Raw genomic sequence first — 18,000 nt, forward strand, 5'->3', positions numbered from 1 at the left:
TCACGACAACGAGGTTGAAGGCTATGGTCTGGACGTCCCCCTCAAATAAAGAATCTAAAACGGCGGACTTGATTCGTTTGTGCTGCGTGGATGAAGTGACAGAGGGAAAACCTGTCGCGCTGAACCCACCGGGATTACCACCGCTAGCGGCATACCGGGTCGGCGACGATTATTTCGTCACTCACAATGTTTGTACGCACAGCTACTCGTTGCTTACCGACGGGTTTCAAGAGGGCGAGGTAATCGAATGTGAAGTGCACGGCGGGACCTTCGACATTCGCAGTGGCGCGGCGACCGGGTTCCCCTGCCGGACAGCGCTGAAAACGTTTGATGTCGTCCTTATTGAGGGGTGGATTACGATTGTGGCGCCCGGCGCCGAGTCTCAATGACGAGGTCAGCAGTCCGGGAACGGAAATCCGGACGGTTTAGGACGGGTGCCAGCTTGTGAGGCATCCGCGGGCGCTTCGTCGTAACACGTTGGAACTGAATAGTGGGTTCGCCGACGCGAACTCGGGAATTACGTCGGAGGGAAGATAATGAGCACGGAAATTCCCCCAGGGGATAACTCAATCGTCGCGAACGGTATCAGGACGAACTACCTCGAGGCTGGTAGCGGTCCTCCTGTCGTGCTGATCCACGGATCAGGTCCGGGAGTTACTGCCTATGCGAACTGGCGGCTCACGATCCCGGCACTCGCGGAAAGGTTTCGGGTACTTGCCCCCGATATGGTCGGGTTCGGTGGGACCGAACGCCCCCCTGGCGTGGTGTACGACATCAAGACCTGGACAGACCAGGTGGTGGGTTTCCTTGACGCGCACGGCATCGAGCGGGCGTCCTTGGTTGGCAACAGCTTCGGCGGGGCAATCGCGCTGCGGGTCGCCACACAGCACCCGGAGCGTGTCGAGCGGCTGGCGCTCATGGGCAGTGCGGGTGTTTCCTTCCCGCTCACCGATGGCCTCGATGCGGCATGGGGTTACCAGCCATCGATTGAAAACATGCGTCGACTGCTCGACATCTTCGCATACTCGCGCGAGCTCGTGACCGACGAGCTGGCCGAAGTGCGGTACCGCGCGAGCATCGAACCGGGCATTCAGGAAGCATTCTCCGCCATGTTTCCCGAACCGCGGCAGAGCGGCGTGGATGCACTGGTCACTCCTGAGGAGGATCTGGCAGGACTGCTTCATGAAACGCTTGTCATTCACGGCCGCGAGGACCGCGTCGTACCCCTGTCGAGCTCCATTCGGCTCCTGGAAGTCATCCCCAAGGCCCAGCTACACGTCTTCGGCCGCTCTGGACACTGGACACAGATCGAATGGGCCGAGAAGTTCAACCAGCTACTCAACGACTTCCTCGCCAACTAGTGTCGTACGCCATAAATTTGTGCTTTAACTTGATAATCTGAGGTATGCCTCGAACCGCACGCCCGAAGGCGGAGTTGATGTTGACCGATGACGAACGCGAACAGCTCGTTCGATGGTCGCGGCGGGCGAAAACTCCACAATCGTTGGCACTGAGGGCGCGGATCGTGTTGGCTTGCGCGGAGCCGGGGATGACAAATAAGCAAGTTGCGGTAGTTCTAGGGATATCCGCCAACACGGTCAACAAATGGCGCGGGCGCTTCGTCGACCGACGCCTCGACGGCTTGGTCGACGAACCTCGACCGGGTCGTCCGCCCTCGATCTTGCTGGACCGGGTCGAAGACGTGGTTACCGCGACACTGGAAACCTCCCCGGCCAATGCGACGCACTGGTCGCGTACCTCGATGGCCAAGCGCACCGGCCTGTCACCGTCGACGATCGGCCGGATCTGGCGCGAGTTCGAACTCAAACCGCATCTGACCGACGGTTTCAAGCTGTCCACGGATCCGCAGTTCGTGGACAAAGTCGTCGATGTGGTGCCGTGTCGGACATAGTCGTGGGTGCGTTTCTCGGCCGAACCGATCCGCATCGGTGCCGTCCGGTCCAGGGCCTGGATCTGCGACTTCTCGTCCACGCACAGCACGATCGCGTTGTCGGGCGGATTCAAGTACAGCCTGACGATGTCGGTGACCTTGGCGACCAGCTCCGGGTCGGTAGAGAACTTGAACGTCTCACTGCGCCAAGGCTTGACACCGTACTCGCGCCATGCCGCCGCGACCGTGGTGTTACTGATCTTCAATCGGCCGGCGAGCAACCGGCTGCTCCAGTGCGTCACCCCAAGATTCTTCGGCGGCGGAGCCAACGTCGCGGTCACAATCGCGGCGTGGTCGACCTTCCGAGGCCGCCCCGACCGCAACTCGTCCTCGAGCCCCGCGGTCCCGAACTGCTCATAACGCGAACGCCACAGGATCACCGTCGGCCGCGAGACCCCGACCGTCCGCGCGATCTGCGCATTCGACTCCCCCTCTGCCGCCAACACCATCATCCGCGCCCGCTGCGCCAAATCCGCACGCACCGACTTCGACCGCGCCAACGGGGTCAGCACTTCCCGATCTCCGTCACGCAACACCAAAGGAGCAGCTCGCATGCCTCATTGTCTCAAACAAGTCCGTCAAATCACTTACCCCACGCCGCACTAGGATCCGCACCTTCGGGTGCGCTACACGATGTCTGCGCGGACCCCGCGGGGGGTCGGCGCAGACAGTACCGAGGAAGGGAACGTATCAACGATGCGTGTTCCGTTGACTACCAATGACTTCATCGACCGGGCTGAAGCCGTCTACGGCGACCGGGTCGGGGTGGTGGACGAGCCAGTGCAGCCGGCTGCCTCCCTCAAGGAACTGACCTACAGGGAATTGGCGCGCCGAGTCAGGGCAATTCAGGCCGGCCTTGACAGTATGGATGTTCCCGAAGGCGCACGGGTCGCAGTCGTCAGCCACAATTCCGCACGGCTGCTCGAGATGCTGCAGGCGATTCCCTCCTCCGGACGAATCCTGGTTCCGGTCAACTTTCGGTTGCAACCCGAGGAAGTGTCGTACATCGTCGACGACTGCGCACCAGACGTCCTGCTGATCGACCCCGAACTGGACCACGCACTCTCGAAGGTCCAGGCTTGCCATAGATTCGTCCTCGGGAATGAGTCCGACGATGCCTTGCTACGGTTCGGCGTCGAGCCACGTCGATGGCAGGGGCCGAACGAGAACGCCACCGCGACGCTGAACTACACGAGCGGCACGACTGCCAAACCCAAGGGCGTCTGTATCACCCACCGCAACATTTGGATCAATTCAGTCACCTTCGGATTGCACCTGCAGGTCAGCGACCGTGATGTGCTGATGCACGTGTTGCCGATGTTTCATTGCAACGGGTGGGGAATGCCATACACCGCCACGGCCATGGGGGTCAAGCAGATCGTTCTGCGTAAGGTCGACGGCACCGAGATACTGCGCCGTGTCGAGGAACATGGAGTCACCCTGATGTGCGGCGCTCCGACGGTGTGGAACATGGTGCTCGACGCCGCCCAAGAATGGGAAGGACGGATTCCGGGCCATGGCCGGGTGCGTCTGGTCTGTGCCGGAGCACCACCGCCGTCGCAAACCATCGCGCGGATCGAGGACGAACTGGGGTGGCAGTTCAACCAGATCTACGGTCTCACCGAAACCACACCGCTACTTGCGGTGAATCGTTCGCGCGCCGAATACGACGACTTGCCCGCGATCGAGCGCGCTAAAAAGCTCGCCCGCGCCGGCGCACCTTCGTTGGGAACCGCGCTCACACTCGACGACACCGGAGAAGTCCTGGCGGCGTCGAACACTGTAATGGCCAGCTACTGGAATCAGCCGGAAGCGACGGCCACTGCGCTCAGAGAAGGATGGTTCCATACCGGTGACGGCGGAACCATTGGGACGGACGGATATCTGACGATCACCGATCGAAAGAAGGACGTCATCATCACCGGCGGAGAAAACGTCAGCTCCATTGAGGTCGAAGACGTACTTTTCACTCATCCCGCGGTGGCAGATGCCGCGGTCTTCGCCGTACCCGACGACAGGTGGGGTGAATCCGTCACGGCCGTGGTAGTCCTGCGTGATGGCGAAACGGTGACCGAATCCGAACTGATCGCCTACGCACGCACAAAGCTCGCCGGATACAAGATTCCTAAACAGGTGTTCTTCCGCGCGGAAATCCCTCATACCGCCACCGGGAAGATACAAAAATTCAAGCTCCGTAAACAATTCTGGACCGGCGATCGACAAGTGAATTGAGCCTGACCCGCTCGGCTCGCCCCGACTGCTAACCCCGCCGGCGATGGCCTTTGGTTGACAGACATCCGAAGGTACAAGCGATGCTTGGCGAGGTGCATCATCGAATCGAGGATCTGGCGCACAGCTGAAGTCCAGGCCGAAAACGTGTCCGCCTTGGTGATGGCAGGTGCCGCGAGGGACTTACGGTGTCCAATCACCTTTGCGGGACATGCGAAAGACCCAGCGTGCTCGGGGCATCGTCAGACCCGCCCCACCCGCTGAGCCGTAGGTCTATCGGACGCTTCACCCCGACGGGCAAGCCGCGAGATCGGAACCTGGGTTGACGTCGCGGCGCGCTCTACTTGGCCGCCGCGAGAAGCACGATGGCGGTAGGGACGCCGGCGCGCCTAGAGTTTGGAATGATGTAGCCCGACATCAGCCAACTTGTTGACCAGATTGTCCGATTGGGCAGGTTGAGAACTACCCGGAACGCCAGTCCGCTCCGCGAGCAATCTACGTATCGTGGTCACAACAGCTGAGATACAGTTAATCAGCGCGGCGGAGGCACTCCTGTGAGCGCCCCGCAGGAAACACGAGTTCATCTGTCGGTCGCAATGTGGAGAAGGATAGACAATGTCGCAGTCAGCGAAACCCGCTAGCTCAGTTGACCTCGCCTCGCTCGTCGAGTCACAGAGTCTTCCCGGGGAACCTGAAATCCGATCCGTTGACGACACTCTCCATGTCAGCTATTCCCATGCAGACCTTGTCATCAAACTCAAGAAGCGGCCGTCCCAACCACTGTGGGACACTAAATGGGAAGTCAGCGTGCGGGAACCCACCCCAGGCCTCGGGACCTGGTGGGGCGCATGGAGTCAATCCTTTGCAGCGAACCGCGCCGACATAGGCAACCTGCTTGCGGGAGAAATCACTGAGACAGCTTGCCGTATTCGGAACATGCTCGACGACCATTCATCAATCATCCCTGTCCCTGATCTCTAACTTCGCGCGAATCTCCGCGATATCTGACTAGCTCGACTATGACGAACTGGAGATACCGACACTCAGGGCATGCCGACGGGTGACCAGCGCATTCGGCCGGATGCCTCGCCAGTTCGAGATGCGCTGATTGCTTATCGCCGATCAGGTTTCACGTTCCATGGGGATCATCTTTTTACGCACACTCCGGTTCGAATCACGTGTGGTATCTGCGAACAACCCAACACAGGAGGACGACCGCAATGGCTCTGCTCACCATCGGCGATCAGTTTCCCGCGTACAACCTGAAAGCCGTCATCGGCGGTGACCTCTCCAAGGTCGACGCCCAGCAGCCCGACGACTACTTCACCACGATCACCAGCGACGATCACGCCGGCAAGTGGCGGATCGTCTTCTTCTGGCCCAAGGACTTCACGTTCGTGTGCCCCACCGAGATCGCCGCATTCGGCAAGCTGAACGACGAGTTCGCCGACCGCGACGCGCAGGTGCTCGGTGCGTCCGTCGACAACGAGTTCGTCCACTTCCAGTGGCGTGCCCAGCACGAGGACCTGAAGACCCTTCCCTTCCCGATCCTTTCGGACCTCAACCGTGAACTGGTCGAGGCCACCGGCGTTCTCAACGCCGACGGTGTCGCCGACCGCGCCACCTTCATCGTCGACCCCAACAACGAGGTCCAGTTCGTCTCCGTCACCGCCGGTTCCGTGGGCCGCAACGTCGACGAGGTCCTTCGTGTCCTCGACGCCCTGCAGTCCGACGAGCTGTGCGCCTGCAACTGGAAGAAGGGCGATCCGACGATCGACGCCGGCGAACTGCTGACTGCGAGCGTCTGAGTCATGACTGTCGAGAATCTGAAGAACTCACTCCCCGAATACGCCAAAGACCTCAAGCTCAATCTGAGTTCCATCGGGCGCAGTACCGTGCTGAACGAGCAGCAGCTGTGGGGCACCCTCCTCGCCACCGCAGCTGCCACCAAGTCGGCGACCACCTTGAAGGAGATCGCCGAAGAGGCGGCCGACTCGCTGTCGGCCGAGGCCTACAACGCAGCTCTGGGTGCCGCGTCGATCATGGGCATGAACAACGTCTTCTACCGCACCAAGGGCTACCTTGACGGTAAGTACGACGATCTCCGTGCGGGCCTGCGGATGAACATCATCGGCAACCCGGGTGTCGACAAGGCCGATTTCGAGCTGTGGTCGCTCGCGGTCTCCGCGATCAACGGCTGCAACCACTGCCTCGAAGCCCACGAGAACACCCTCCGGCAGGAAGGCGTCGACCGTGAGGTGATCTTCGAAGCGATCCGCGCCGGTTCGATCGTCGCGGGTGTCGCCCAGGCCGTCGAGACCGGCCGCACACTTGACGTTGTTGCAGTCTGACCCCTACCGCATAACAGCTGCCCGTGTGGAGCGGACGACATCGGCTCCCCCTTTCGCCGGGACCTGCGGAACACACCCGAGATGGACCGTTTGCCTACCTGAAGTATTTTCGGTTCGTTCGCGAACGCTTATGCCAAGGTCGGTGGGTTCTGACCCACTTTCGCTGACGGATCGTCGTCTCCCCTCTCTAATGAGTGTTAGCGGGTCGGCTTTCTGGCAGGCTTGCTACCGGTAGCGGCCGGTGGGTGAGCACTTTCCCTCTCTGGACTTCGAGTCCTGTTGACAGATCGGCGCCCCCACCGGTCGGCCGGGAGGATGGATCGCTGATGGGATGTCGTGCCCGCTCGCTATTCGGCGTGAGCACTGCTTCATTAGAGCGCGAATGGTTCTCCCGCACGCTGCCGGACGTGACCGACACCGAGGACGGGAGAAACAGGGTGTTGCTATTTGTGGGAGACGATTGGGCGGAGGACCATCACGATGTCGAGCTGATGGACCCGGCCGGCAGCAGGCTGGCCAAAGCGAGGCTGCCCGAGGGCATGGCCGGGATCGCCCGGCTGCATGCGATGATCGGCGCGCAACTCGGTGACGACGTCGACGAGGCCGAGGTGGCGGTCGGGATCGAAACCGACCGCGGCCCATGGGTGGCCGCCATCGTCGCGGCCGGATACACCGTGTACGCGGTCAACCCGTTGCAGGCGGCCCGGTATCGGGAACGGCACAGCGTTTCCGGCGCGAAAAGCGACGCGGCCGACGCGCATACCCTGGCCGATATGGTGCGTACCGATTCCCACCAGTTGCGGCCGGTGGCCGGGGACAGTCCCGAGGCCGAAGCAGTCAAAGTGGTTGCCCGAGCCCACAAGACGCTGATCTGGGAACGCACCCGCCACACCCAGCGGCTGCGGCACGCGCTGCGCGAGTACTTCCCCGCCGCGTTGGAGGCGTTCGACGATCTCGACGCGCCCGACACGCTGGAACTGCTCGGCAAGGCGCCCGACCCCGCGTCGGCGGCAAGGTTGTCGCTCAACCAGATTCGTGGCGCGCTCAAGAGGGCCCGCCGCCGTGACATCGACGCGAAAGCCAGCCGGATCCAGGCCGTACTGCGCGGCGACCAGCTGGGCCGGACGAAGGTGATCACCACCGCCTATGCGGCCACTACCCGCGCCGCCGTCGCGGTGCTGACCACCCTCACAGAGCAGGTCACCGCCCTGCAACGGCAGGTCGAAGCATCTTTTGGCCGGCACCCGGATGCTGAGATCATCCTGTCCCAGCCCGGGATAGGCCCGGCCCTCGGTGCCCGGGTGCTCGCCGAATTCGGCGACGACCCCGGCCGCTATTCCACCGCCAAAGCCCGCAAGAACTACGCCGCCACCAGCCCGATCACCCGCGCCTCGGGCAAGAAGAAGGTCGTCCTGGCCCGGTTCGTGCACAACGACCGGCTCATCGACGCCCTCATGTCCCAAGCCTTCAGCTCGCTGCAAGCCTCGCCCGGCGCCCGCGCCTACTACGACCAGCAACGCGACCGGGGCCTCGACCACAACCCCGCGCTGCGCCAACTCGCCAACCGGCTCGTCGGAATCCTGCACGGCTGTCTCAAAACCCGCACCACCTACGACGAAGCCACCGCCTGGTCCCATCGCACCGAAAAGGTTGCTGCTTGACATCTAAGCTCCTGGGATCTCTGTCAGGCTGTGATGAGACACTCGGGCTGACCCGAGATCACTCAATGAGGGCTTGAATGGAGCATCACCTGTGAGCAGCCCTACCTCTACGATCCCGGACGGTGAGCCGGTGGATCCGGCCCCGAAGCCGACCCGCCGGACCTTCACCGCGGAGTACCGCAACAAGATCATCGACGAGTACAACAAGGCCGCACACGGAGAGAAGTCGGCGGTCCTGCGCCGGGAGGGCTTGCATCAGTCCCAGCTCCGGGAATGGACCCTGACCCGCAACGCGAAGGCCGACAAGCGTCTGCTTCTCGTCTTAGATAACTGCGAGCACCTGGTGGAAGTAACCGCAGAGATCTCGCGAACACTGCTGCAGACCTGTCCCGGCCTACAAATCCTTGCGACAAGTCGCGAACGGCTGAGCATCGCGGGTGAGACGACAATCCGGGTACCTTCGATGTCAGTTCCCCACCTCGACCGGGCAGTTCCCCTCGAAGGTCTACGACAATACGAATCTGTCAATTTGTTCACTGACCGGGCGGTCGAAGCGGTACCCGATTTTGAACTAACCGACGACAACAAGGATGCGGTTGCGCAAATCTGCCAACGCCTTGACGGTCTGCCCTTAGCGATCGAGTTGGCTGCGGTACGGCTACGAGCCATGTCGGTGCAGCAGCTTCTCGATCGACTGACCGACCGCTATCGTCTTCTGACCTCGGGAAACCGCGCGGCACCGTCACGACAACAGACACTGAGGTTGTCCATCGATTGGAGCTATGAGCTGTGCACACGGCAAGAAAAACAGCTCTGGACCTATTTGGTGGTGTTCGCCGGTAGCTTCGATCTCGATGCAGTCGAAGCAGTATGCGCCGGTGATCTTTCGTCTACTGACCTTCTCGACCTCGTGGCATCTCTGGTCGACAAATCAATCCTCATCAGGGTGGACGGGGGCGAAGTCGTCCGCTACCGGTTACTCGAGACGTTACGAGACTACGGCCGCGAAAAGCTGCAGACGAAGGATCGGTACGAAGTTCTGCAGAGGCGGCACCGGGACTGGTACGAACAGTTGGTGCTGCACGCGGAGGCGGACTGGATCAGTCCTCGACAGCTCAAGTGGATCACTCGACTCGAGCAGGAGCGGTTCAACGTACATCGCGCGCTTCGATTCTGCTTGAGTGACGCGAATGGACCATATGCTGGCATGCGAATCGCAGCTGCGCTGCTGCCCTTCTGGTTGTCGCGCGGCCTGTTGAGCGAGGGACGGCTCTGGCTTGAGCGTGTCCTCGCAATCCGGGCCGATGAGCCCACAGTCGATCGTGCGAAGGCCCTCTATATGGCGAGTGTGTTGGCGGCTATGCACGGAGAAATCCAAGTTGGATCAGCACTTCTGGCTGAGGGACACGACATCTGCAACAGTCTTGAGAACACATCGATGTACTCGTCCGCGGGGTATGCCGCTGGTTGTATCTCCCTTTATAGCCACGAACCATCCAGGGCCATAGCCTGTTTCGAGAAGGCCATCGCCGGGGGTCGGGAAATCGAGTACACATTCTGCCAGATCGGAAGTTTGCTGGGTATCGGTCTAGCGTGCATGTTGCAAGATCACCCTGCCGATGCAGTGATCTGGCACGAAACAATCCGTAACGTGACTGAAAGACATGGCGAATTAGTATATCGCGGTCGCTCATCGACGTCCGGAGGGTGGGGAATTTGGAGGGAAGGTGATCCCGGCCGGGCAACTGCCGTACTAGAACAAGGATTGCGGCTATCGCGCCAAGTGGACGATCCCGTTGGATTTGCACGCTCCGTGCAGGTACTGGCCTGGATTAAAGCAGACCGACATCACGAAGATCAGGCTGCCGTGCTCTTGGGTGCCACCGCAGGTATTTGGCGCGATATCGGCGGCCTGATGGCCAGCTTTCTGGACGGTCTTACCTACCAGCATCAATGCGAACGCCGCGTCCGCAGCAGACTTGGTGACCGGAAAACCCAGGAGCTCATGAGGAAAGGCAGAGACATGAGCATCGATGAAGTGGCCGCTTATGCTCTTGGTGCATCACGCCGCGCAGTACGAACGCAACCCGACAACATCGCCTCGAGTCTGACCCGGCGAGAACGGCAAGTTGCCGACCTCGTCGCAGAAGGCCTCACTAACAGGATGATTGCGAGCAGATTGGTCATTTCGCACCGCACCGCGCAGGGACACGTTGAGCACATCCTGTCCAAACTTGGCTTCACCTCGCGATCGCAGATCGCGGCATGGGTCGTATCGCAGGTACACAATCTGAATACCGACTGACAGGTGACCAGACGCATCTCTTCTAACGAAGAGGGACTTCTTCTCGATACCAGTTTGGCACCGAGGAGACATCGCCGATCGGCGGGAAGAGGGGGTGGCGTCTGGCGCAGGCGTATCTGCAGAAGGCCAAACCGAAACACACCTCGACTACGGTATGCCTAGAGAGGCATTGGGGACGATGAGCAACGTCCACTTGTCCCCAGGACGCGCGATGGAGCAGACGGTAGGGCAGACGTCGACGACGGCTCATGTGGTGAGAATGGTCTCGGCTGGCTGGCTCGCATGGCCAAGCCAGCCGCTCTTCCCCTGCGCGGACGACGAGTCGAAAACCCGCTTTTCAACGCGCGGGCGCGAAGCGCCTCACGCTCGCATCCCGCTGATGACGATGTCGAGGAAGTCGTCCGCGATCTCCTCGGGTGTCTCGGCGCCCACGGGGGTGATCCAGAGGTAGCTGTAGTTGAACATGCCCAGCAGGCCCTTGACCATCAGCCGCGGGAGAGCGCGGAACTGTCCGTCGCGAATGCCCTCCGCCAGCGCGTTCCGCCAATGTGATTCGTAGCGTTCACGTTCGGCGATGATCCGATCCCGACGCTCGTCTGTCAGGGCGTGGTACTCGCGGAAGAAGACTGTCCACTCCGCACGGTGGTCGGCGATGTTGCGCATCAGCGCTCGTGCGAGACCACGCAATCGTTTCTCCGGGTCGGCTTCTGACAGTGCGAGTTCTTCGGCGACCGTGTTCATCTGTGCGAGTTGTCTGCTGCTGATCTCGTAGAGGATTGCCTCTTTGCTGCCGATGTAGTGGTACAAGGCTCCGCGACCGAGCCCGACCGCTGTGCCCAGGTCGGCGATTCCGGTGCCGTGGTAGCCAGATTTCGCGAACAACTCGGCGGCCACTTGCAGGACCCGGTCCCGGTTGGCGTCGTACTTGTCGCTCATCGAGGCCCCCTTTTCTATCCCAGCGGTCGGATATGGAGTCTAGACGGATCGGATCACGGGTTGGCGCGCCCAGTCCCCGCGATCACGGCAACGCGCGCCCTTGCTGTGACATCAGGGCGTGACGTGCACGATCAGGGCCTGCCCCTGGCCGCCGCCCCCGCACAGCGCCGCTGCGCCGACGCCACCGCCGCGGCGTCGCAGCTCGAGCGCAAGGTGCAGGACGATCCGTGCGCCCGAGACGCCGATCGGGTGGCCGAGCGCGATCGCGCCGCCGTTGACGTTCACCCGGTCCGTGTCGAGACCGAGGCGTTCGGACGAGACGAGTGTGACGGCGGCGAACGCCTCGTTGATCTCGACGAGATCGAGGTCGCGAGGCGCGATCCCCTCGCGTCGGCACGCGGCCTGGATGGCGTTCGACGGCTGCTCGTGCAGACCCGAATCGGGTCCGGCGACCACGGCGCGTGATCCGATCTCGGCCAGCCACGACAGTCCGAGCCGGACGGCCGTCGACTTCCGCGTGACCACGACGGCGCAGGCACCGTCGGAGATCGGTGACGAGTTGCCCGCGGTCAGCGAGCCGCCTGCGGCGAATGCCGGAGGCAGACCGGCGAGGTCCGCTGCCGAGGTGTCGGCCCGGATGCCCTCGTCGTGGCTCACGGCGGTCGACTCACCCCGACCGGACCTGATCGGCACGGGAACGATCTCGGCCGCGAAGACGCCGTCCTTGCGCGCGCGTGCGGCCGCACGGTGAGAGCGCGCGGCCCACTCGTCCTGGGTCTCGCGGGTGATCCCGTACTCGGGATTCCGCGACTCGGTCAGCGCCCCCATCGACGACCCGGTGAAGGCGTCCTGGAGCCCGTCGAACGCGAGGTGGTCGATCAGAACCGTGTCGCCGTACCTGTGCCCGCGACGACTGTTCGTCAGCAGGTGCGGCGCAGTGCTCATCGATTCCTGACCGCCGGCGACGACGATGTCCGCGTCGCCGGCTGAGATCATCTGGTGCGCCAGCGTTATCGCGTCGATTCCGGAGAGGCACATCCGGTTGATGGTCAGTGCCGGTGTGGTCATGGGGATTCCGGCGACTGCCGCCGCGACGCGCGCCGGCAGTTGGCCGCTGCCTGCGGTGAGCACCTGGCCCATGACGACGTGGTCGACGGCGCGTGCGTCGACGCCGGCCGATTCCAGCGCACCACCGATCGCGTGGCTACCCAGTTCCTGGGCGCTCAGCCTCGACAGGGATCCCATGAAACGTCCGAACGGGGTTCGCGCCCCCGCGACGAGGACGGTGGGGTCGTGATCGGTCATTGTTCTCCTCCTTCGAGAGCGTGGTGCCGCCCTGCGGCCGTTCCCGGCAGCAGGGGCAGCTGATGTCAGTTGTTGCGCGACGTCTCGAAGGCGTCGGAGAACGCGTACCCGTCGAGCAGGCGGCTCGCCGTGACCAGGTACTGGATCGTCGGGGTTCCCTCCTCGAGCCAGTTGAGGCGGGCGTCCCGGTAGAGGCGCTCGATCGGATGCGCGCGCGTGTAGCCGATTCCGCCGTGGATGAGCAGGGCCCGGTCGGTCACCCGGCCGACGGCCTCGAGGCCGAACAGCTTGCACATGCTCGCCTCGGCGGGAATCCGTTCGCCGGCATCCCACTTCTGTGCAGCGTCGGCCAGGATCCCGCGCAGGGCGTAGACATCGGTGGCCATCTCCGCCAGGTAGCGCTGGATGGCCTGCCGTGTGCCGATCGGCTTGCCGAACGTGACACGGCTCTTCGCGTGGGCGATCGACAGCTCGAGGGCGCGCTCGGACGTGCCGAGGGAGCTTGCCGCGATGAACACCCGGCTGATCTCCAGGGCGCGTTCGAGGTGCTCGTTTCCCTGCCCTTCGGCGCCGACGAGGGCGGTGGCCGGAACCCGGACAGAGTCGAGGGTGACGCGTCCGTGCTCGGTGCCCTTGCATCCCATCGTCTCGGGTAGCGCTGCGATCGAGAGACCCTCGGTCTCCCGGGGAACGAGGAACGCGGAGACGTCGGTGTCGGATGTCTTCGCGAAGACGATGAAGTGAGACGCGATGTCCGAGTTGGTGATCAACCACTTCTCGCCGTTCAGGATGTAGTCGTCACCCTCGCGCACCGCCGTCGACCCGAGATCGGCGCCCGTCCCGAAACCCGGTTCCGTCAGCGCGAACGCGACCGAGTTCCGGCCCGTGGCCGTGCCCGGCAGCACGTCCGCCTTCTGCCGGTCGCTGCCGATCTCGGAGAGTGCGTGGGCGAAGGAGTTGTGCACGTGGACGATGACCCGGAGCCCGCCCTGCACCTTGGCGAATTCGGCGATGATCGGCAGGTACTGGGCGATCGAGAGGCCGCTGCCGCCGTACTCGCGGGGGACGAGCAGGCCGAGTGCGCCGATCCGCTCGAGGATGGGCATGACGATGTCGTGCGGAACCTGCTCGTCGTCCTCGATTCGCTGTTCGAGCGGATCGAGTTCGGACCAGATCGCTTCGACAATGCGGTCCCGGAGCGCCAGGTACTCCGACTCCGGAATGCCGACCGAATGCGTGAGTGTCGCGGTCATGGTGTTGTGTCCCTTCGTTGTTGGTCGTGGTGTGTCACAGCGCCCAGCCGCCGTCGACGGTGAGGACGGAGCCGGTACAGAATGTGGCGTCTTCGCTGAGGAAGACTGCGGCCTTGGCGATTTCGTCGACGGTGCCGAATCGGCCGAGGACGGTCTCTCGTTCGATGCGCCTGCGTGCGGAGTCGGGCACCGCGTCGGTCATGTCGGTGGACACGAAGCCGGGGGCCAGCACGTTGACGCGGATGCCGTCACGCGCGACCTCCTTGGCGAGTGAGCGACCGAAGCCGATCATCGCGGACTTCGCACCCGCGTAAGCGGTGTCACCGGCGTGACCGATCAGGCCGACGACCGACGACACCAGCACGATGCTCGGTGACCTTCCGTGCGCGAGGTGGGGTAGCGCGGCCCGGGCGAGGGCGACGGTGCCCCGGAGGTTCGTCTCTATCACGCTCCACCAGGCGTCCGGGTCCGTCTCGACGAGCCGCCCGCCCGACCACTGGCCCGCGTTCAGGACGAGCGAATCGAGGTGTCCCCAGTGGGAGACGACGCGCTCCACCGCCGTGGGCGCCGTGGTGTCGTCGTGCAGGTCGAAGCGGATCGGAAGTACCTGTTCGGGAGCGTCCGCGGCGAGTTTCTCGGCGTCCTCGCGTCTCGTCCGGTACGTGCATCCCACCCGGCAGCCGCGCTGCGTCAGGGCCGTGGTGACGGCGGCGCCGATGCCGCGGGACCCGCCGGATACCAGCGCGACGCGGGAATTGTCGTGATCATTCTCGTCCATGCTCAGAAATGTACTGATCGATCCAAAAATAGTCCAGTGTGTCCGTGAAAGTCGGTCTTAAAGCCGTATTACCTGGATATTTAGGCGGGTTCACGACTTGGATCGATCGGTACAAGAACGCTTGCGGTCGACGTCCGGGATGTGCTAGACCTGTGACCGTGGCCACACGGGGTGACGGCGCCGACGATGTCCGATCGGCGAACCTCGGACGAGGCCCGACGGCCCGAACACAACCGCGGTGGCACCGGATCGACACACGGCAACCGCACCGCCCCACATCAGCAGCGATGGGAGATTCGATATGAGAGTCATCGACGACCTGGAGGTCACTCGGGTCAAACCCCGGAAGGTTGCCTTCGCGTCCTTCGTCGGAACGGCAATCGAGTGGTACGACTTCTTCATCTTCGGGACCGCGGCCGCCCTGGTATTCGGGAAGGCATTCTTCCCGTCGTTGAGTCCGCTGTCGGGAACGCTGGCCGCGTTCGCGACGTTCGGTGTCGCGTTCGTGTCGCGTCCCGCAGGCGCGATCGTCTTCGGGCACTTCGGAGACCGGATCGGCCGCAAGAAGATGCTGGTGTTCTCCCTGGTCCTGATGGGGTCGTCGACGGTCGCGATCGGACTCATCCCCACCTACGGAGCGATCGGTCTTGCGGCGCCCGTGCTCCTCGTCCTCGCGCGCCTGGCACAGGGCTTCGCGGTCGGCGGAGAATGGGGCGGCGCGGTGCTGATGGCGGTCGAACACGCACCGCGCGAGAAGCGGGCGTTCTACGGCAGCTGGCCGCAGGCCGGCGTACCTGCCGGACTCGTGCTCGCGACGCTCGCGTTCCTCCTGGTCGAGCAGCTTCCCGAGGACCAGGTACAGGCGTGGGGATGGCGTCTTCCGTTCCTCGCCAGCGCCGGACTGGTCGCGGTCGGCATGTACGTGCGACTGAAGGTCGTCGAATCACCGGAGTTCGAGAACGTCAAGCGCAACAAGAAGATTGCCGACTTCCCGATCCTCGCGGTCCTGCGGGGCGAGAAGCGCGCGCTGGGCGTCGGGATTCTCACCCAGGCCGCCTCCCTCGTGCCGTTCTACCTTGTCACCGTCTTCGTCCTGTCGTACGGTCCGAAGGAACTCGGGAACTCGCGGCAGACGATCCTGTTGAGCATCCTCGTCGCGTGTGTCCTCGACATCCTGTCGGTGCCCTACGCGTCGATGATCGCGGACCGGATCGGAGCACGGAAGATGTTGATCTACGGGTCCCTCTACATGGCGGCGATCGCGTACCCGTTCTTCTGGCTGCTGACCACAGGCGCCGGTGCCGCCGTGCTGCTGGCGATGATTCTCATCATCACGATCGGTCACGCCGTCACCTATTCCGCGGTGGCCGGCTACGTCACCGGCCTGTTCCCGGCCGAAGTCCGGTACACCGGCGCGTCCGTCGCCTACCAGTTCGGTGGTGTCGTGTTCAGTGCTCCCGCACCGTTCATCGCGGTGGCGATCGCTGCGGAGACGGACGGTTCATGGGCACTGGCCGCGTACATCGCCACGGCGTGCGCCATCACGGTCCTGGTCCTGACCCTGACGAAAACTGCAAAGGTGAATCACTGATGTCTCTCGACAGACTCGCATCGTCCGCACTCGCCGGTGCCTGGCAGGACATCGAGTCCCTGCTGGACCGCGACCCGTTCGGTGGCGACTTCAACACGGCCCACGAAATCTGCACCCGCTACGCGGCCGATCCGAACCGGGTGGCGCTGACCGTCCGGCACGAGGACGGCTCGGCCGACCGCTGGACGTACCGCGAACTCGACAGGCTCGCGGCCAAGGCGGCACGGGTGTTCGCTGACGCGGGGCTGACGCGGGGAGATCGCATCGGCGGACTGCTCTCGCGACAGGTCGAGAGTTGGATCACCGCACTGGCGGCGTGGCGCTCCGGGCTGGTGTACGTGCCCCTGTTCGGCGGGTTCGCCCCGGACGCAATCGGCATGCGCCTCGACGCGGCGGGAGTCCGCGCGGTGGTGGTCGATCAGCGGTACCGGCCGGTGCTCGCGGAAGCGCAGGCGACCCACGGACTCGATCCCGCGGTGTTCGTCGTCGGCGACGTCGCGGCCGGCAACGACGACCGGTCCTTCTGGACGGAGGTCGACCGGGCCGACGCCGACGGCCCGCTCGCGACCACGGCACTCGGGGACACCGCCACCCTGCTGTTCACCAGCGGAACATCCGGAACACCGAAGGCGTGCACCATGACCCACGCCGCCTTTGTCTCCGTCATGCCCTACGCGAAGAGCGTTCTCGGGGCGACCCGCGACAGCGTCGTCTTCTCGACGTCGGACCCGGCGTGGGCGTTCGGGCTGTACAGCACCGGCGCCGCCGTCATGGCGCTGGGCGTGCCGCGCGTCATGTACTCCGGGAAGTTCGTCCCCGAGGCCTGGCATCGCGTCATCCGGGAAGAGAAGGCCACCATCCTCACCACCGCGCCGGCCGCCCTGCGGCGACTGACGGCGACCTTCGGACAGGACGGGGTGCCGCCGACGCTCCGCACCGTCGCCGCTGCCGGTGAACCGCTCACCGCAGCGGTCGCCGCGGCCTGGGCCGGCACCGGTGCACCCGCCGTGCGCAACGGGTACGGACTGTCCGAGGTCGGCATGCTCCTGGGCGACACCCCGGGCACCGGAACGAGATCCGGCCCGGGCTGGATGTCCGCCACGATTCCCGGGTTCGACACCTTCCTCGCCGACCGGGACGGGCAACCGGTAGCCGACGGCCAACCGGGATTGATCGCGGTACGGCGGCCCCGGCACCAGATGTCCAGCGGCTACGAGAACACCCCCGACCTGTGGGCCGACCGCTGGCGCGGCGACGTCTTCCTCACCGAGGACCGTGCCGTCACAGACCCCCAGGGACGGTGGCAGATACTGGGCCGGGACGACGACATGATCATCGCGTCGGGGCACAACATCAGCCCGGTCGAGGTCGAGAACGCGCTGTTGCAGCATCCGGCGGTCGCCGACGCCGCGGCAGTCGCGTACGACGATCCGATCCGCGGCGGAGTGGTCCGGGCCGTCGTCGTCCGCGCGGACACCCGGGCCGACGACGGCGACCTCGTCACGCAACTCACACACCTCGTCGCGCAGCGCGTCGGCCCGTACGCGGCACCCAAAGTCGTCGACTTCCGGCCCGACCTCCCGCGCACCGAAGTCGGCAAGCTGCGCCGGGCGGCCGTCCGCGAACTCCCGATCACATGA

Annotated in this window: 13 protein-coding genes and 2 pseudogenes; 10 read left to right on the forward strand and 5 right to left on the reverse strand. The window is 63.8% G+C overall.

Going from position 1 to position 18,000, the window contains the following annotated elements; translation table 11 throughout:
• Positions 1-23 precede the first annotated feature (23 nt).
• The 3 genes and pseudogenes from GFS60_RS35400 to GFS60_RS39620 all read left to right on the forward strand — a co-directional run.
• Positions 24-389: a non-heme iron oxygenase ferredoxin subunit gene (locus tag GFS60_RS35400; protein WP_063786650.1), complete on the forward strand. Its 366-nt coding sequence runs from the start codon at positions 24-26 to the stop codon at positions 387-389.
• A gap of 147 nt (positions 390-536) precedes the next feature.
• Positions 537-1,361, forward strand: coding sequence for an alpha/beta fold hydrolase (locus GFS60_RS35405; RefSeq protein WP_054248941.1), 825 nt, complete (start codon positions 537-539; stop codon positions 1,359-1,361).
• A 44-nt stretch (positions 1,362-1,405) separates the two neighbouring features.
• Positions 1,406-1,897, forward strand: a pseudogene (locus GFS60_RS39620) (helix-turn-helix domain-containing protein); the annotation flags it as partial.
• Positions 1,898-1,944: 47 nt separating this feature from the next.
• Here the strand turns inward: GFS60_RS39620 and GFS60_RS39625 are convergent.
• Positions 1,945-2,505, reverse strand: a pseudogene (locus tag GFS60_RS39625) (IS630 family transposase); the annotation flags it as partial.
• Between the two features lie 142 nt (positions 2,506-2,647).
• Between GFS60_RS39625 and GFS60_RS35415 the strand changes: the two are divergent.
• The 5 genes from GFS60_RS35415 to GFS60_RS35435 all read left to right on the forward strand — a co-directional run bounded on the left by GFS60_RS35415 (position 2,648) and on the right by GFS60_RS35435 (position 10,497).
• The gene (locus GFS60_RS35415) at positions 2,648-4,183 is read left to right on the forward strand and encodes an AMP-binding protein (RefSeq protein WP_054248916.1); all 1,536 of its coding nucleotides are present in this window, start codon (positions 2,648-2,650) and stop codon (positions 4,181-4,183) included.
• Between the two features lie 1,217 nt (positions 4,184-5,400).
• A complete protein-coding gene (locus GFS60_RS35420) occupies positions 5,401-5,988 on the forward strand; it encodes a peroxiredoxin (RefSeq protein WP_054248917.1) in 588 nt (195 codons plus the stop codon).
• 3 nt (positions 5,989-5,991) lie between these two features.
• Positions 5,992-6,531, forward strand: a complete 540-nt coding sequence (locus GFS60_RS35425; protein WP_054248918.1) for a carboxymuconolactone decarboxylase family protein — start codon at positions 5,992-5,994, stop codon at positions 6,529-6,531.
• Positions 6,532-6,971: 440 nt separating this feature from the next.
• The gene (locus tag GFS60_RS35430; RefSeq protein ID WP_054248996.1) at positions 6,972-8,192 is read left to right on the forward strand and encodes an IS110 family transposase; all 1,221 of its coding nucleotides are present in this window, start codon (positions 6,972-6,974) and stop codon (positions 8,190-8,192) included.
• A 91-nt stretch (positions 8,193-8,283) separates the two neighbouring features.
• Positions 8,284-10,497, forward strand: a complete 2,214-nt coding sequence (locus tag GFS60_RS35435) for an ATP-binding protein (protein ID WP_054248950.1) — start codon at positions 8,284-8,286, stop codon at positions 10,495-10,497.
• 360 nt (positions 10,498-10,857) lie between these two features.
• On the opposite strand, the gene GFS60_RS35440 is transcribed toward GFS60_RS35435, so the two are convergent.
• The 4 genes from GFS60_RS35440 to GFS60_RS35455 form a co-directional block, all read right to left on the reverse strand.
• Positions 10,858-11,433, reverse strand: coding sequence for a TetR/AcrR family transcriptional regulator (locus GFS60_RS35440; protein WP_054248951.1), 576 nt, complete (start codon positions 11,431-11,433; stop codon positions 10,858-10,860).
• 111 nt (positions 11,434-11,544) lie between these two features.
• Complete coding sequence (locus GFS60_RS35445; protein WP_159929219.1) at positions 11,545-12,738, reverse strand: acetyl-CoA C-acetyltransferase; 1,194 nt, start codon at positions 12,736-12,738, stop codon at positions 11,545-11,547.
• 65 nt (positions 12,739-12,803) lie between these two features.
• A complete protein-coding gene (locus tag GFS60_RS35450; protein ID WP_054248190.1) occupies positions 12,804-13,991 on the reverse strand; it encodes an acyl-CoA dehydrogenase family protein in 1,188 nt (395 codons plus the stop codon).
• Between the two features lie 34 nt (positions 13,992-14,025).
• Positions 14,026-14,769, reverse strand: a complete 744-nt coding sequence (locus tag GFS60_RS35455) for an SDR family NAD(P)-dependent oxidoreductase (RefSeq protein ID WP_054248825.1) — start codon at positions 14,767-14,769, stop codon at positions 14,026-14,028.
• A gap of 301 nt (positions 14,770-15,070) precedes the next feature.
• On the opposite strand from GFS60_RS35455, the gene GFS60_RS35460 reads away from it, so the two are divergent.
• Both GFS60_RS35460 and GFS60_RS35465 read left to right on the forward strand, forming a co-directional pair.
• Positions 15,071-16,360, forward strand: a complete 1,290-nt coding sequence (locus tag GFS60_RS35460; protein ID WP_054247964.1) for an MFS transporter — start codon at positions 15,071-15,073, stop codon at positions 16,358-16,360.
• Complete coding sequence (locus GFS60_RS35465) at positions 16,360-18,000, forward strand: AMP-binding protein (RefSeq protein ID WP_054247965.1); 1,641 nt, start codon at positions 16,360-16,362, stop codon at positions 17,998-18,000. The genes GFS60_RS35460 and GFS60_RS35465 overlap by 1 nt, the downstream gene beginning before the upstream one ends.

The organism is Rhodococcus sp. WAY2 (genome assembly GCF_009859915.1).
Taxonomy (GTDB): domain Bacteria; phylum Actinomycetota; class Actinomycetes; order Mycobacteriales; family Mycobacteriaceae; genus Rhodococcus_F; species Rhodococcus_F oxybenzonivorans.

What these genes read in the sequence shown, in the direction of transcription:
- GFS60_RS35440 (WP_054248951.1), bottom strand. Translation starts at nt 11,433, where the DNA reads ATGAGCGACAAGTACGACGCCAACCGGGACCGGGTCCTGCAAGTGGCC.
- GFS60_RS35405 (WP_054248941.1), top strand. Translation starts at nt 537, where the DNA reads ATGAGCACGGAAATTCCCCCAGGGGATAACTCAATCGTCGCGAACGGT.
- GFS60_RS35445 (WP_159929219.1), bottom strand. Translation starts at nt 12,738, where the DNA reads ATGACCGATCACGACCCCACCGTCCTCGTCGCGGGGGCGCGAACCCCG.
- GFS60_RS35415 (WP_054248916.1), top strand. Translation starts at nt 2,648, where the DNA reads ATGCGTGTTCCGTTGACTACCAATGACTTCATCGACCGGGCTGAAGCC.
- GFS60_RS35420 (WP_054248917.1), top strand. Translation starts at nt 5,401, where the DNA reads ATGGCTCTGCTCACCATCGGCGATCAGTTTCCCGCGTACAACCTGAAA.
- GFS60_RS35455 (WP_054248825.1), bottom strand. Translation starts at nt 14,769, where the DNA reads ATGGACGAGAATGATCACGACAATTCCCGCGTCGCGCTGGTATCCGGC.
- GFS60_RS35460 (WP_054247964.1), top strand. Translation starts at nt 15,071, where the DNA reads ATGAGAGTCATCGACGACCTGGAGGTCACTCGGGTCAAACCCCGGAAG.
- GFS60_RS35400 (WP_063786650.1), top strand. Translation starts at nt 24, where the DNA reads ATGGTCTGGACGTCCCCCTCAAATAAAGAATCTAAAACGGCGGACTTG.
- GFS60_RS35425 (WP_054248918.1), top strand. Translation starts at nt 5,992, where the DNA reads ATGACTGTCGAGAATCTGAAGAACTCACTCCCCGAATACGCCAAAGAC.
- GFS60_RS35465 (WP_054247965.1), top strand. Translation starts at nt 16,360, where the DNA reads ATGTCTCTCGACAGACTCGCATCGTCCGCACTCGCCGGTGCCTGGCAG.
- GFS60_RS35450 (WP_054248190.1), bottom strand. Translation starts at nt 13,991, where the DNA reads ATGACCGCGACACTCACGCATTCGGTCGGCATTCCGGAGTCGGAGTAC.